Here is a 14,896-nt window from a genome sequence, read left to right as displayed (position 1 = left end):
GGGTTGATGCTAGCCACCCGATGCGCCGGAGCCGGTGATCACCACCTATCGCATCGCGCGAACGTCCCAAACCCACACGTCGGCGACCCGGGTCGGCCCGAAGCCGAGCAGCTGCGTCATGGTGGTGCGCAGCGTGTCGACATTCCTGGTCGCGGGCAGCACGAACACGTCGGCCCGCCAGAAGTTCAGGTCGGCGCGGATCTGTTCGCGGGCCTCGTCGGTCAGCGGCGGCACGGTGCCGGTGTCCTGCGCCCGCACCAGCAGCGCGGTGGTCGGCCGGAACTCGGGGCCGTAGATGCCCTTCTTCTGCGTGCTGGTCGGGCCGACGAAATAGCCACCGGCGAGCGGGAAGTCGAAGTCCGTGTCGGCCTGCCAGCGCAGCGCGCCCGCGTCCATCGGCCGCGACGGCGGCACCATCACCACCGACCCGGTGTTGACGTAATCGCGCACCATCCCGTCCGCGAAGAACGCGGGCGTCGGCGGTCGCTGGACCACCGGGAGCACGGTCGGGATCAGCGGCAGCAACGCGAAAAGCAGTGCGCCGAACCAGGCCAGCGGCCGCCAGTCGACCGGCGACTCCCGCCACCAGCCGATCGCCCGCTGGGTCGCCAGGGCGAGCACCGCCGCGATGGCCGGGATCGCCGCCATGGTGAGCCGGGTTTCCAGCACTGTGCTCAGCAGCGGGACGTGTTCGGCCCAGCGCCACGGCAAGGCGAACCCGGTGTCCCGCTTGCCGAACATGGCGACCGCGCCGAGCGACAGCACACCGAACACCGCGATCACCACGGCGGCGGCCCGCACCACCCGCTCCCGCCGGAGCAGCACGACGGTGCCGGCCAGCACCAGCAGCAGCGGCCAGCCGAAGTAGGCGTTCTGCTCGGTGTCGTTGATCGCCACGTACTGTCCCGGCGAGAAGAGACCGCCGAGCGACTCGGACGGGAACTGCGTGATCGCCTTCAGATCGTTGCCCATCGGGCCGTGATCGATCGAGCGGTAGCTCTGCGGCCCGAAGAACTGGTACCACAGCGGTATCACGGTGCACAGCAAGGCGATTGCCCCGGCCAGCATGATCGCCGGGGTGATCCCGCGCAGCACGCGCAGGCCTTGTCGCGGTGTGTGCAAGTAGTACACAACTGTGAACAAGCCGAACGACAGCGCGAAGATCAGCAGCGGTTCCTCACCGAGCGCGATCTGTAGCGCCACCAGGAATCCCAAGAGAACGGCATCGCGAACACGCCGGCGCCGCCGGTCCGGATCATGGACCCCGGCTCGCCGCGCCATCCGGATCAGCAGCCCGGCCATGATCGGAAGTAGCAGCAGCACAACGAAATTCGGGTGCGCGTTGGCATGGGAGATCATCGCGGGCGCGAAACCACAGAACAGCCCGCCGATCCCGGCCGCGATCCTGGACTGGACCAGCTCACGGGAGAACAGCCAGTACCAGGCCAGCGCGGTGGTAGCCAGCCCGAGGGTCAGCACCAGCACGAACGTCACGGTGGGCCCGAACAACAGGGTGATCGGAGTCAGCGGCACCCCGACCCCGAACATGGCCGTGTTGGCCATCATGTTCACCCCGGCCGGGAAGTTCTGCAGCGTGGTGCCGAGCGGGTTCTCCAGATGCGCCACCGAATGCGCGGTGACCGCGAAGAACCATTCCCACATGGTCTGGTCCTGACCGCTCTTGATCAGGTATCCGCTCTGCGTGTTGCGCCACTGCCCGGACAGGACGACGACCGCCAACGCGAGGTAGCCGAACGCGGCGACCAGATCGATCGGGTTCACCCGGATGCGCGGGAGCCTGCGCTTGCGGACCGGCGTCGACGTCGCGGTGGTGCGCACGCCGGTCGCGACGGCTTCCCGTTCCGCGGCTCCTACCACCGACCCGTCCTGCGTGCCCAGATCGACCTGTCGTGCCCGTACCACCTGCAAACCGCTCCTGTAACTAGCTGCAACTCAGCCGCCCACGCTAACCGAACACGCTGTGTTGTGCCTGGCAACGGGAGCCGCGCGCAGCCGAAAACAGGGCGGAGGCGCAGGTCGAGACGCGCTTCTGCCCTGTTTTATTCGAGCTGGCTATCGGCGGACGGTGACCAAGGTGAAGGGGCCGATATCGGTGGTGGTGAAGTGCGGGTCGTTGAAGAGGTCCTTGGGGAACGCGACGGTGTAGCGCTGCACGTTGGGATCGTTCGGGTAGACGTCCCTGGCGAGGCGCAGCGTGTAGGTGTCGCCGCTGTCGCGGAACAGGAAGGCGTCCGGCGCCCGCCACGGGCTGGCCGCCAAGGCGTCGAGCAGCGCGCCGGAGGACTTCAGCTTGCTCCAGCTCTCGATGGTCGCGGCCCGGCCGGGGAAGTCGGCGAGCATGTTCGCGTAGTGCGAGGTGAGCGCCTGGAAGCCGTAGTACGGATAGAAGGACAGGAAGCTGGTGTCGGCGGTGAGCAGCACGGTGTCCGAGCGCGGCCGTCCGGTCTGCGCGAGCAGCGCCTCGTCGATGGCGCGGTAGTGCGCCACGGCCGAGGGCGGGCGCTTGTCGGCGCGCTCCCCGTTGCCGTCGGTGTCGGTGTAGGCGGTGGTGATCTCCGGCGCGAGGATGTGCGGGATGTTCTGGGTGAACGCGAGCGTGCCGACGATCGCGACCGCCACCGCGGCGAGCCGGAAGCCGCCCGGCTCGTTCAACGCCTGATAGATCGCCCTGGCGCCCTCGACGAAACCGAACGCGCCCGCCGCGGCGAGCAGCGCGAGCAGCACCGATTCCAGCCGGAACGACAGCAGCGTGGTGCCCGCCGCGGTCGCCGCCATGGACAGCAGCGACCACAGGTAAACCGCGAGCACGCCGATGCCGAGCGCCTGCGCGCGCCGCGACGAGGCGGCCCGCAGCACCAACCAGAGCAGGCCGACCAGGCACAGCGCGCCGCGCAGCGAGAATTCGGCCATCGGCAACGGCAGTTCGGAACCGGACTCCGGCAGATAGTGGAACGCGGAGCCCGAGGTCGCGACCTTTCCGCTCAGCGTCTTCAACAGATACGGCAGCCACACGATCAGCGCGACCAGCGCGGCGATCGCCGCGACCACCACCAGCCGCACCAGCGGCGGGACGGCCGCCCGCCACGGCCGGACGGTGTCGTCGTAGCCCCTGGCACGTCGCGGCTGCGCGGCGGCGTACTGTTCGCGCACCGCGAGTCCGGCCGCGATGAGGCCCATCAGCCCGACGGCGAAGGCCGCGAAGCCCGCGTACAGGGTGTAGAACGTGGCGGCCATCCCCAGGAACAAACCGGTGCCGAACACCGCACCCCAACCACCGAGGGTGTTCCCCCGTTCGCCCGGCCGGTGCAGCGCACCCCAGGCGAGCACCAGCGCCGGAGGCAGCAGGATCACGATCACCGCGCTGTACGCCTCCGGCGAGGCGTAGGCGACCGCGAGCGCGGTCACCGCCGCCGTGACGGCGATCGCCCAGTCCGCGCGAATCAGCTTGGACCACAGCACGAGTGAGATCACCGCCGCCACCGCGATCGATCCGATCGCGTACGGCTTGAACACCTCCCACCCGTCCATGCCGAGGACATTGGCGACCCGTCCGCCGATCCAGAACCACCCGGCCGGATAGAACGGCGGCAGATCCGCATAGGTCATGTCGTGCAGCGCCGCGGAATCGGTGAGCCGGGTCAGGTATTCGGTACGGAACTCCTGATCCACCGAGACGCCGAGCAGATACAGCTTGGTCGCGCCGAGCGGCATGCCGAGCGTGAACGTGACGAACGTCGAAATGCCAACCCAGGACAGCAGTTTCGCCACCCACGGCCGAGCGAACCACTTACCCGGCCGCAGCCGCGTCAGCGCGATCGCCGCCACCACGAAGACCGCGGCGACAACCTGCCCGACCGTCGTCAACGCGCGAGTCACATTGGAGGAGTTGAACGCGGGCCACTGCACCATCGAGAACGCATAGAGCCCGATCGCGGTCACCACTATGGCGACGAGCGCCGCCAGCGCAGCCTCACCGACACCCGATCCGATCTGCCTGGCGAACAGAGATCCTCGTCCGCGTAAGGGTGTCTCACCGCGCTCCACCACCGTGGCCGTCATCGACCGGCTCCAGCGACGTGCGAGAGGCACGCCGTGCTGCGACTTTGTCGGCTTACTCGCATGACATCTCCGGGTTCACTCGGCTGGGCATTCGCACGGACGATCGGCGATCATGCTGCCAGGTCCGGGTTCGGATGTGGCAACGCATGCCGTCGTGGCGAAACGAAAAAGCCGCACCTCCCGACCCACGCGATAGGTGCGGGTCGGATCGAGGTGCGGCTCAGGGAACAGCTCTCAGATGGGGAGCTTGCGGAAGATCGGGCGCGGGATGTGGCGCAGGATCATCATCACGTAGCGGAAGGCGCCCGGCGCCCAGATGAGCTCCTTGCCCTTCTGCGCGGCCGAAACCGCAAGCACCGCAATGTCTTCCTTGTCGACCGTGAGCGGCGCCTCTTTGACGTGCGCGGAGAACCGGGTCCGCACCATGCCGGGCCGGATCACCAGCACCCGCGGGCCGTGCGGGCGCAGCGCCTCGCCGAGTCCGAGGAAGAACCCGTCCAGGCCCGCCTTGGTGGACCCGTAGACGAAATTCGAGCGGCGGACCCGCTCACCGGCCACCGAGGACATGGCGATGATCCGCCCGAAGCCCTGCGCCTTCATCTTCTCGCCGACCAGCACGCCGACCGAAACCGATGCGGTGTAGTTGATTCCGGCCACCTGCACGGCCTTGCGCTGGTTCTGCCACAGCTCCTCAGGATCGCCGTCCAGCGCGAACGCGACGATGGCGATATCGATGTCGCCGCCGTCCCAGGCCGCGTCGATCACCTTCGGGTGGCTGTCGGTGTCGAGCGCGTCGAAGTCGATGACGTCGACCTGGCTCGCGCCGGCCGCCTTCAGCTGCGCGACCGCGTCTTCGCGTAGCGGATCGTTCGGCAGTGCGGCGAGCACGATGCGCGCGGGACCCTTCTTCAGGTATTCCGTGCAGATCGCCAGACCGATCTCGGAGGTCCCGCCCAGCAGCAGGATGGCCTGCGGGTTACCTACGGCATTGATCACTGCAGCTCCAGCCTTCTCGCCATGTCGGACATGAAAACGCCTGTGGGATCGACACTTCGGCGGATCTTGATCCACTCGTCGATCCGCGGGTACATCTGGTGGAACGTCTCGGCGGTGGTCCGCGAGTCCTTCGCGGTGTAGAGCCGCCCGCCGAACTCCAGCACTCGCCGGTCCAGCTCGCTGACCAGCTCGTTCAGGCCGGGCTTGATCGGGAAGTCGACGCAGATGTTCCAGCCCGGCATCGGGAAGCTCAGCGGCGCCGGGTTGCTCGCGCCGAACAGCTTGAACACGTTGAGCGCCGAGTAGTGGCCCGAGCCCTGGATGTCGATGATGATCCGCTTGAACTCCTCGACCGCCTCGGTCGGCACCACGAACTGGTACTGCAGGAATCCGTTGGAACCGTAGCCACGGTTCCACTCCGCGATCATGTCCAGCGGGTGATAGAACTGCGTCAGGTTCTGCACCTTGCCGGTGTAGTTGCCGCCCATCGCGTAGTACGCCTCGCCGATGGACCGCAGCGTCAGCTTGTTCATGGTCCAGTTCGGGAAGATGTCCGGCACCGTCATCAGTTGCGGCGCATCGAATTTCAGCGGCTTGGCGCGCAGCCGCTTGGGCAGCTCGTCGACCTTGGCCAGCCGGCCGCGGGTGATGGTGGCCCGGCCGAGCTTCGGCGCGGGGCTGATCACGTCGAACCAGGCGCTCGAGTAGGTGTAGTTCGCCTCGCTGCCGTCGCTGTGCGCCGCGATCGTCTCGTCGAGCGTCGTGGTCTTCACGCCGTCGTTGAGGAAGTAGGCCGATTCGGTCGGCGTCATCTCGATGGTCGCGCGCAGGATGATGCCGGTGAGCCCGTTGCCGCCGACAGTCGCCCAGAACAGCTTGGCGTTGCGCTTCGGCGTGAGGTGCTGCACCTGCCCATCGGCGGTCAGCAGATCGATCGAGCGCACGTGGTTGCCGAAGCTGCCCTCGCTGTGATGATTCTTACCGTGGATGTCGGAGGCGATGGCGCCGCCGATCGTCACCTGACGGGTGCCGGGCAGTACCGGGACCCACAGCCCGAACGGCAGTGCCGCCTTCATGAGCTGGTCCAGGCTGACGCCGCCGTCCACGTCGACGATCCGCGAGTCGCGGTCGATCCGATGGATGTTGTTCAGCGCGGTCATGTCGACGACCAGGCCGCCCGCGTTCTGCGCGTGGTCGCCATAGGAGCGGCCGAGCCCGCGCGCGATCACGCCGCGGCGCAGATGCGGGGGCTTCGAGTCATTGTCCTCGGCGACCATGGCGACAGCCTTGGCGATCAGTTCCGGATCGCTGGTCGAGAGCACTTCGGACGAGGTTGGTGCGGTGCGACCCCACCCGGTCAACGTGCGGGTGTGCGTCGGCAATGCGAACGCGTTCCCGGCGTCGGCCCCATCGTTTGTGACGGTGGCGCCGCTCTCGTTACCGGTTGTCGTGGTGGCGGTCGGAGCTTTCGTGGACATCGGCATAGAGGCTACAGGTATGACCCGACATCGGCGTCGATGTCTCTTACTCCGGAGTAGTGATCTACATATCGGTTTAGCGACCGCTACGCTCGTCGCGTGCATGCCGAACCCCACCTGCCGCTGCCGGCCGAGCTGCCGCTGGTCGACGAGCCGGGCGGTACCGACGTCGACCTGAAGACGCAGATCGTCCGGTTCACCCTGACCGGCGGGCTGTCGGCGATCGTCGACTTCGGGCTGTACAGCCTGCTGTTCAACCTGCTCGGGCTGCCGCGCGAGGTGGCCAAGTCGCTCAGCTTCATCGTCGGCACCACGACGGCGTATCTGATCAATCGCCGCTGGACCTTCCAGGCGCCGCCCAGCCGGGCCCGTTTCGTCGCGGTGGTGATCCTCTACGCGGTCACCTTCGCCGTCCAGGTCGGCATCAACGCGGTGCTCTACGACGCGCTGCCCGACGCCGCCTGGCGTCAGCTGCTGGCGTTCGTCGTCGCGCAGGGCACGGCCACGGTCATCAACTTCGTCGTGCAACGCCTGGTGATCTTCAAGATCCACTAGGCCGCGTCAGTGGTTGACCAGGGCTCCGGCCCGGTCGCTGCTCTCGGCCTTGGCGCCGAAGTAGTCGCCGCCCTTGGCGCGGACGTTGTCGGTGCCCCAGTCGCGCCGCTCGCGGTCGGCGGGCACCAGGTGGGGAATGTGCTTGCGGCAGTGGATGTATGCCTCTTCGATGTCGACGACCACCCAGCGTTCGGCGGTGCGGCCCTTGATGTTCTCCGGCAGGCCGGGGGTCGCGCTGCGCAGCGTGGCGTCGGGGACGATCCTGGCCGAGCCGTTGATGTGCAGGCCGATCAGATCGCGGACGAAATCGATGAGCAGGATGCCGACGTGCGGGTTCTCCAGAATGTTGCCCAGGCTGGCCAGCACGCCGTTGCCCCGGTATTCCGGGTACGCAATCGTGCGTTCGTCGATGACGTGCAGAAAGCCGGGCTCGCCCGCACGGAAGCTGGAATCGCATTCGCCGTGCTTGTCCGAGGTGGCGATGAAGGCCATCTCCATCCGGCCGATGAATTCGATCATCGTGGGATTCAGCTCTTCGAGCACCTGGTCGTTATAGAAGCGGGCGGCTCTGTCCTGGGTGCCGTACCGATCCTGTAGCTCGTGCTCACCGTCGCTGCCGCACTGTGTACCGGGCATCTTCGCCACCCTCTGGTCGCCGGAATCCGGGTCCTTCGAGGGTCGTCGTTGAGCCCGCGACTAAACCGAGATCCTGTCCATTTTAGTCCGTTCGGCCTGGCAAAAACTGGGAAATCAACGTTGAGAATGCACTGAATGCGTAGTTAGCGCAAGGGATTCCGAGGTTCGACAACAAGCCGACCGGCCGGGATGGTTGTCCCACTCCGGACCGCACCGGCCGCTGTCATGCCGGGGTCAGCGTCACCGGGACGCCGTTGAAGATCGCGTTGCCCGACGGCACATCGACCACCGAATCATCGGTCAGCACGTTGGCGCTGACACCGGCGTGTGCCCTGGCGACCGTCTGCGTGCTGTCGGCGTGGCCCCATCCGTGCGGCAGGCTCACCACCCCGGGCATGATCGTCTCGGTCGGCTCCAGCGGCACCGTCAGCGTGCCCGCGGCCGACTTCACCACCGCGTGCTCGCCGAGCCCGAGCCGGGCCACGTCGGCCGGATTGATATGCAGCGTGCAGCGATTGGACCCGCTCACCAGCTGGCCGATGTTGTGCATCCAGCTGTTATTGGACCGCAGCTGGCGCCGTCCGATCAACACCACGTCCGGCGCGATATCGGCCAGCCGCGCCCGCATCCTGGCCACGTCGTCGAGCAGCGGCTGCGGGGCCAGTTCCACCTGCTTCGACGCGGTCCGCAGCACGCCGGGCAGCCTCGGCTGCAACGGGCCCAGGTCGATGCCGTGCGGATTGTCCAGCAGCACTTGTAGATTCAGCGTGCCGCCGTTCCATTCGCCGAATGGGCCGAGTCGAAGCATCAGGTCGAGGCGTTGCTCGGTGGTGTCCGCACCGACCAATTCGCCGCGCCGGTCGGCCATTCCGGCCTTCTGCAGGGTGCCCGCCATGATCAATTCGTCCACGCCGGTGATCGGGTCGACCCCGTCCACCCCCTCGTGCGGCATGCCGGAGACCGCCGCGGCGAGGCGGACGAGCACCGCCGATTCCGAGGGCCGATCATCCAGTGGCACCAGGGGCCGGGAGTAGCGCGCGTAGTTGTGTACCGCGAACTGCAGCAGCGCGAAGTCGTAGTGCGGCGACTGCACCGGCCGCGGCGGCGGCAGGATCACGTCGGCGTGCCTGGTGGTTTCGTTGAGGTAGCGGTCGACGCTGACCATGAAGTCGAGTTGGGCGAAGGCGGCGTCCAAGCGGGGGCCGCTCGGCGCGGACAGCACCGGGTTTCCGGCGACCGTGACCAGCGCGCGGATCTGCCCGTCGCCCGGGGTGCGGATCTCGTCGGCCAGGGTCGCGACCGGCAGTTCGCCCATCGCCTCGGGCATTTCGCGGACCCGGCTGGTCCAGCGGCCGAGCCGGAACGGCTTGCTGCGCGTGATGCCGCCCGCCGCCGCGGTGGCGAACATCGCGCCGCCGGGTGCGTCCAGGTTGCCGGTGAGGGTGTTGATCGCGTCCACCAGCCACTGGGTGATGGTGCCGAATTCCGCTGTGCAGGTGCCGATTCTGGCGTACACCGCCGCCGTCGGCGCCGTGGCGAGTTCGCGCGCGAGCCGAATCACGGTTTCCGCGGGTACTCCGGTGCGCACCGCCACCGAGTCCGGGCTGAATGCCGCTGCGGCCGTCCGTAGTTCATCGAGTCCGGCAACCGCGACCCGAACGTCGGTCAGGTTCTCCGCGAACAGCGTGTGCACGATCCCGAACAGCAGATACGCGTCGCTGCCCGGCCGGATGAACAGATGCTCGTCGGCCAGCTTCGCAGTACGGGTGACCCGCGGGTCGACCACCACGAACCGGCCGCCCCGGCGCTGCAAAGCCTTCAACCGGCCGGGGAAGTCCGGTGCGGTGCACAGCGATCCGTTCGATTCGAGCGGATTCGCGCCGAGCATCAGCAGATAGTCGGTGCGATCGAGGTCCGGCACCGGCACGGTCAGCGGATCGCCGAACATCAGCCCGCTGGACACCTGCTTGGGCATCTGATCGGCGGTACTGGCCGAGAAGATGTTCTTGGTGCTCAGCGCACGCAGCAGCACCGGTACGTACAGCGCGCCCGCCACGGTGTGTGCGTTCGGATTGCCCAAATACACTGCCGCCGATTGTTTTCCATATTCGGCTATAACCGCAGGAAAACGCTCGGCGATCAGATCGAATGCCTCATTCCATGAGGCGGCCCGCCAGGTATCGGTCGCCCGATCCCGAATCATCGGCTCGGTCACCCGATCCGGATCTTCATCCAATCGGCCAAAGCTCGCCCCCTTCGGACAGATGAAGCCCTTGCTGAAGGGATCCGCTTTGTCACCACGGACCGAGGTCACGTGATCGTCGGGATCGAGAGTGATTTCGAGTCCACACACGGCCTCGCAAAGCGGGCAGGTGCGCAATAGGTTGCGGGATGCTTGTCCGCCTCTCCGCGTATTCAGGCCAGACTTCTCTGCCACGACTGTGACGTCGGCGGCCTGCGGTGATGTTGCTTGCGGGGCTGAGCCCGTACCCGGTGAGTTACCCATGTGCTCGCGAAATCAGTCCTCGCCTTGGGGAGTGCCTTATTTCACAGCGTAATCGAGACGGGCGCCGACTCTGCGGTATCGATCGGATCTACAACGACAAAACGACCGATACCGGCGATTCGGTATCGGTCGTGGTGGCCGGACGATCAGCCCGGCCGTCGTGCCTCAGTTCAGCAAGCGACGCTGGTGAGCGCCGAGCCCTTGCGGGCGGTCGCGGCGCGGACGGCGGCGCTGATCGCGACGACCGGCGGTACCCAGCGGGCCTCACCCGGCGCGACGCTCCAGCAGGCCGAACCGGCCGAGAGCTGGGTGGGCGGCAGCGGGACGCCCGCGCCGTCGGTGTAGACGGTGGCACCCGCGGCGGTCAGCGCCTCGAGCGCCATGGCGGCCTTGCGGACGCCGGTGACCAAGTGGATCTCGCGACGCTCGGCGCCGGGCAGCTCGATGACCGGGCCGGACAGGTTGTTCGCCCGCAGGAAGCGGCGAACCTCGCCGGCCAGCTCGCCGCTGACCTCGATGGCGGAAAGGTCGTCATCGGTGATCAGGCAGAGACCGTTGGCCGTTTCTGCGACCGTCCATCCGCGCTGGGTGTAGTCCTGCGCAGCGGCGGTCATTGCGGCCGCCGAGACGGAAGTCGGAAACGTGGTGCGCACTGTTCTCTCCATTCCCCGGTAGATCTGGGTCCTGCATCTTCATGGGGCGTATCGGTGCCTGTGGGGCGCAGCGTTACGCGATCTTCAAAACTTCTTCAGGACTGTTGGCTACGTCTCTTTCAGTCCTACTTGAAAGCTAATTGCTATGACGTTGCTCGAACTCGTCAAGAGTTGTTGTCCCGCCGCTACTTTCGGCCGCTGACCTGTTCTTTCGCTGTGCCGTTCCTGCGAGGCAGCTGTGGATGGTGGGACTCGTGTGGTCTGCGACGAGGTTACGGCTGGCCCGGATGTGGGATTACGGGGAGGATTTCGATCATGAGTGATGAGTCCAACGGCACCGGCAGGGGAAGTGAGCTGCCGGACCCGGAGGAGTACGAAGCCGAATCGCGGTGGATCACTTGGAAGGAGTCGGCGGCGCGCCGGTTCTCTCGCGGCACCCCGGTCGCGGACGAGCAGCCGCCGGAGCCGTTCGAGAGCCCGCGCGCCTTCCGGCAGTGGAGCGTCGAGGCGGCGCGCGGTCTGCTCGATGTGCAGTTCCGGCGCACGGCGACGCGCACGCTGCTGCCGCTGGTCTACATGCTCGGACTGGTGTTTGCCTTCGCGGTGCCGATCGCGCTCACGGTGTCCATATGGCGGGTCTCGGCGGTGCTCGGGGTGCTGGCGGCGCTGATCGGGGTGCCGCTCGGGCTGACCATCGCGGCCGCGGTGCGTCTCATCCTGGAATTCCTGGCGAACGCCTCGCGTCTGGCGACCAGGATGGAGCACATCAGCGAGCTGGCCGACGATCTGTTCCAGGCGCTGTCCGATGTCGCCGAGCCGGTCAACCAGCTCTCCGAAGACGTTCGCGCGGTGCAGTTCTGGCGCTTCCGCAAGGGCGGCTCGCGCAGGTAGTGGCGGCAAACCGCACTGGCCAAACATGTTTGGCGTCGTGAGGCCATCGGCCTAGCTGAGCCACCGATCGTGACCTGTGTCCGATTTGCTGTGAAACAATGCTGTTCGGATGCTCAGATACCGAAACGGGCATCAGCTAGGGATGGTCGCGAGGGCGGACCCGGATGGGTTCGGGAGTGCGACCGGCGCACGGCAACGAGGGGGGAACACCTATGGCTTTACCGCAGGGGACGACTGGATCGACCATGCCCCGGCGCCAGCTCGGGCGCCATCTGCGCGACCTGCGCAACCGGGCGCGGATGACCACCAGGACGGCCGCCCAGCAGCTGGAATGGTCGGAGGCCAAGATCTGGCGGATCGAGACGGGCCAGACCTCACTGCGCAGCCTCGATGTCGAGGCGATGTGCAAGGTCTACGGCGCGCCGTCCGACCTCATCGCGCCGCTGACCGCCTTGGCGCGGGAGACCAAGGCGCGGGGGTGGTGGACCGCGTACGGCGACGTGATCGCCGAGGGGTTCGAGGTCTACATCGGCTTGGAGGAGGCGGCGGCCCGGCTGTCGACCTACGAGAACGAGTTGGTGCCCGGTCTGTTGCAGACCGAGGCCTACACGCGTGCGATGCTGCGCACCGCGCGTCCCGAGATGTCGGCGAGTGAGATCGATCGCCGGGTGCAGCTGCGCCGAGCCCGGCAGGCGTTGGTCACCAGGGCCGATTCGCCGCTGCACCTCGACGCGGTGATCAGCGAGGCGGTGCTGTGGCGGCGCATCGGCGGCGCCGACGTGGCGGCCGGGCAGCTGGAACACCTGCGGCGCATGTGCGACCTGCCCAACGTCCGAATCCGGGTGGTGCCACCGGATTCCGGCTACCACGAGGGCATGGAGTCGGGCCGATTCGTCATGCTCGAGTTCCCCGAGCTGCGGGTCGGCGAGCAGCCCGAACCGCCGGTGGTCTACGTCGAGGCGTTCACCGGGCCGGTCTACCTGGACAAGGAGATCGAAATCGACCGGTACCGAAAGGCTTTCACGAGCCTTGGCGCGGTCGCGGTGGACGCGCGCGCAGGCATCGAGGAAGCGCGCGACAGCTCTCGCGTGTAGTGCTGAGCTCGGGTGCCTTTGTGCCTCAGCACTTTTGGCCGGGCGAGCCCCAGGTATCGCTCAACACGGAGCGGTGCGTGGGCAGCGCCCGCTCGTAGACCTCGCGGCCTTTTTCGGTGAGGCAGACGAACACCGCGCGGCGGTCGTCGGTGCACATGGTGCGCGCCACCAGGCCGTCACGCTCCAGCCGCGCCACCGCACGCGAGAGCGCGCTCTGACTCAGGTAGATGTCGTTGGCCAGATCGCTCATTCGATAGTCGCCACAGTCGGCGTCGATCAGCCGGTCCAGGGTCTCGAACTCGCTGAGTCCGATCTGATGCTGTCCCTGTAGCGCTTTTTCCAGTGCGCAACTCACCGTCGCGTGCCGGTCGAGCAGCTCGCGCCACTCGCCAATCAGCCCGGTCTGCGCGACGGTGCGGCGGGCTGTCTCGATTGTCGACGGGTTCGACATGGCCCCATCCTAGTGGTCAGGGCTAGTCCATGCAACTGCATTAAATGTGTTGGCATTTAATGCGTGTGCATGTAATGTACCCCGCATGACTTCACCAGCAACCCTGGCGGCCGCTTCCGCGACCGATCCGACCAGATGGACTACCCGCCTTTGGGGCATGCTGATCACGCTGTGCATCGTGCTGTTCCTCGACGGCCTCGACGTTTCGATGATCGGCGTGGCGCTGCCGTCCATCGGCAACGAACTCGATCTCTCGACCTCGACACTGCAGTGGCTGGTGAGCGGCTACATCCTCGGTTACGGCGGCCTGCTGCTGCTCGGTGGCCGCACCGCCGACCTGTTCGGCCGCCGCAAGGTCTTCCTCATCGCACTGGCGGTCTTCGCGGTCGCCTCGCTCGCCGGCGGTCTGGTGAGCACCGGCCCGCTGCTGATCCTCACCCGTTTCATCAAGGGGCTGGCCGCCGCGTTCACCGCGCCGACCGGTCTGTCGATCATCACCACCAACTTCGCCGAGGGCCCGGCCCGTAACAAGGCGCTGTCCATCTACACCGTGTTCGGTGCCGGTGGCTACTCGTCCGGCCTGCTGTTCGGCGGCCTGATGACCGGCGTCGGCTGGCGCTGGACCTTCCTGCTGCCCGTCCCGATCGCGCTGGCCGCGCTGGCCGCCGCGTGGGTGCTGGTGCCCAAGGACAAGCCCGCCGAGGGTGGCGGCCACGACCTGTTCGGTGCGCTGCTGTCCACCTCCGCGATGCTGCTGCTGGTCTACACCGTCGTCACCGCGCCGGAGGCCGGTTGGGCGTCGGCCCGCACGCTCGGTTCGTTCGCCGCGGTGCTCGTCTTGTTCGCCGGGTTCATCGCGGTGGAGAAGCGGGTCAAGCACCCGCTGGTCCGGCTCGGCATCCTGCGCAAGGTGTCGCTGCTCCGGGCGAGCCTGGCGATCGTCGCGGTGGCCGGTTCCTACTTCAGCTGGCAGTTCATCGTGACCCTGTACATGCAGGACTCCCTCGGCTGGTCGCCGCTGAAGCTGTCGATGGCGCTGCTGCCGGTCGGTCTGATGGTCGCGTTGTCGGCGGTGTTCTCGGACAAGCTGGTCGACCGGTTCGGCACCGGCCCGATCATCGGCGTCACCATGGCCGTGATGGCCGTCGGCTACCTGCTGTTCCTGCGGCTGGACACCGCGCCGTCGTACTGGACCATGCTGCTGCCCGCGATCCTGCTGATCGGCATCGGCTGGGTCGGCTTCCCTGCCATCAACATTCAGGCGACCAACGGAATCGACGACGACGAACAGGGTCTCGCGGCCGGCGTGCTGCAGACCTCCATGCAGGTCGGTGCGGCCATCGTGCTCGCGGTGACCACCGCGATCATCGCGTCGGGTACGCACGGTGACACCTCGCCCACCGCGATGCTCGACACCTACCGTCCGGGTCTGATGTTCGCCGCGGCCGTCTCGATTGTCGGTGCGCTCGTTGCCCTTTCGGCCTTCTTCGTCAAGAAGCGCGACAAGCAGGCCGAGGCGGCTCCGGAGCCGGAGCTCGAACTCGTCGGCTGACCCT

At 67.2% G+C, this 14,896-nt stretch carries 12 protein-coding genes; 4 read left to right on the top strand and 8 right to left on the bottom strand.

From position 1 onward, the window contains the following. Positions 1 to 45: 45 nt before the first annotated feature. From ABZ942_RS08125 to ABZ942_RS08110, 4 genes are all read right to left on the bottom strand, one after another. Positions 46 to 1,878 carry a glycosyl transferase gene (locus tag ABZ942_RS08125; protein ID WP_357380367.1) on the bottom strand — a complete coding sequence of 611 codons (1,833 nt, stop codon included), beginning with the start codon at positions 1,876 to 1,878 and terminating at the stop codon, positions 46 to 48. Positions 1,879 to 2,073: 195 nt separating this feature from the next. After that, positions 2,074 to 4,080, bottom strand: a complete 2,007-nt coding sequence (locus ABZ942_RS08120) for an arabinofuranosyltransferase (protein ID WP_357379991.1) — start codon at positions 4,078 to 4,080, stop codon at positions 2,074 to 2,076. Positions 4,081 to 4,314: 234 nt separating this feature from the next. Continuing rightward, positions 4,315 to 5,076, bottom strand: coding sequence for a decaprenylphospho-beta-D-erythro-pentofuranosid-2-ulose 2-reductase (locus ABZ942_RS08115; RefSeq protein ID WP_357379990.1), 762 nt, complete (start codon positions 5,074 to 5,076; stop codon positions 4,315 to 4,317). Further along, positions 5,073 to 6,560: an FAD-binding oxidoreductase gene (locus ABZ942_RS08110; RefSeq protein WP_357379989.1), complete on the bottom strand. Its 1,488-nt coding sequence runs from the start codon at positions 6,558 to 6,560 to the stop codon at positions 5,073 to 5,075. Before ABZ942_RS08110 ends, ABZ942_RS08115 begins: the two co-directional genes overlap by 4 nt. Positions 6,561 to 6,653: 93 nt before the next feature. On the opposite strand from ABZ942_RS08110, the gene ABZ942_RS08105 reads away from it, so the two are divergent. Next, the gene (locus ABZ942_RS08105) at positions 6,654 to 7,109 is read left to right on the top strand and encodes a GtrA family protein (RefSeq protein WP_357379988.1); all 456 of its coding nucleotides are present in this window, start codon (positions 6,654 to 6,656) and stop codon (positions 7,107 to 7,109) included. A gap of 6 nt (positions 7,110 to 7,115) precedes the next feature. Here the strand turns inward: ABZ942_RS08105 and ABZ942_RS08100 are convergent, their stop codons facing one another. The 3 genes from ABZ942_RS08100 to ABZ942_RS08090 form a co-directional block, all read right to left on the bottom strand. Beyond that, positions 7,116 to 7,745: a pyridoxamine 5'-phosphate oxidase family protein gene (locus ABZ942_RS08100; protein ID WP_357379987.1), complete on the bottom strand. Its 630-nt coding sequence runs from the start codon at positions 7,743 to 7,745 to the stop codon at positions 7,116 to 7,118. A gap of 223 nt (positions 7,746 to 7,968) precedes the next feature. Next, positions 7,969 to 10,182: a molybdopterin-dependent oxidoreductase gene (locus ABZ942_RS08095; protein WP_357379986.1), complete on the bottom strand. Its 2,214-nt coding sequence runs from the start codon at positions 10,180 to 10,182 to the stop codon at positions 7,969 to 7,971. A 239-nt stretch (positions 10,183 to 10,421) separates the two neighbouring features. Next, positions 10,422 to 10,904, bottom strand: a complete 483-nt coding sequence (locus ABZ942_RS08090; protein WP_357379985.1) for a hypothetical protein — start codon at positions 10,902 to 10,904, stop codon at positions 10,422 to 10,424. Between the two features lie 315 nt (positions 10,905 to 11,219). Here ABZ942_RS08090 and ABZ942_RS08085 point away from each other — a divergent pair, with 315 nt between their 5' ends. Both ABZ942_RS08085 and ABZ942_RS08080 read left to right on the top strand, forming a co-directional pair. After that, positions 11,220 to 11,795, top strand: coding sequence for a DUF4282 domain-containing protein (locus tag ABZ942_RS08085; RefSeq protein WP_357379984.1), 576 nt, complete (start codon positions 11,220 to 11,222; stop codon positions 11,793 to 11,795). 245 nt (positions 11,796 to 12,040) lie between these two features. Further along, on the top strand, positions 12,041 to 12,889 hold the full coding sequence (locus tag ABZ942_RS08080; RefSeq protein ID WP_357379983.1) for a helix-turn-helix transcriptional regulator: 849 nt from the start codon (positions 12,041 to 12,043) through the stop codon (positions 12,887 to 12,889). A gap of 25 nt (positions 12,890 to 12,914) precedes the next feature. Here the strand turns inward: ABZ942_RS08080 and ABZ942_RS08075 are convergent, their stop codons facing one another. Beyond that, entirely contained in the window at positions 12,915 to 13,340 is a 426-nt protein-coding gene (locus ABZ942_RS08075) for a MarR family transcriptional regulator (RefSeq protein ID WP_357379982.1), read from the bottom strand. An 85-nt stretch (positions 13,341 to 13,425) separates the two neighbouring features. Between ABZ942_RS08075 and ABZ942_RS08070 the strand changes: the two genes are divergently transcribed. Further along, positions 13,426 to 14,892, top strand: coding sequence for an MFS transporter (locus ABZ942_RS08070; protein WP_357379981.1), 1,467 nt, complete (start codon positions 13,426 to 13,428; stop codon positions 14,890 to 14,892). Positions 14,893 to 14,896: the final 4 nt, after the last annotated feature.

It is taken from the genome of Nocardia sp. NPDC046473, assembly GCF_040645995.1.
Lineage (GTDB): Bacteria > Actinomycetota > Actinomycetes > Mycobacteriales > Mycobacteriaceae > Nocardia.
The sequence above is the reverse complement of the archived record's forward strand: the minus strand, read 5'-3'. Positions and strand labels throughout refer to the sequence as shown.

Coding starts and splice junctions, on each gene's coding strand:
- ABZ942_RS08120 (WP_357379991.1), bottom strand. CDS start 4,080: ATGACGGCCACGGTGGTGGAGCGCGGTGAGACACCCTTACGCGGACGA.
- ABZ942_RS08110 (WP_357379989.1), bottom strand. CDS start 6,560: ATGCCGATGTCCACGAAAGCTCCGACCGCCACCACGACAACCGGTAAC.
- ABZ942_RS08100 (WP_357379987.1), bottom strand. CDS start 7,745: ATGCCCGGTACACAGTGCGGCAGCGACGGTGAGCACGAGCTACAGGAT.
- ABZ942_RS08085 (WP_357379984.1), top strand. CDS start 11,220: ATGAGTGATGAGTCCAACGGCACCGGCAGGGGAAGTGAGCTGCCGGAC.
- ABZ942_RS08080 (WP_357379983.1), top strand. CDS start 12,041: ATGCCCCGGCGCCAGCTCGGGCGCCATCTGCGCGACCTGCGCAACCGG.
- ABZ942_RS08075 (WP_357379982.1), bottom strand. CDS start 13,340: ATGTCGAACCCGTCGACAATCGAGACAGCCCGCCGCACCGTCGCGCAG.
- ABZ942_RS08070 (WP_357379981.1), top strand. CDS start 13,426: ATGACTTCACCAGCAACCCTGGCGGCCGCTTCCGCGACCGATCCGACC.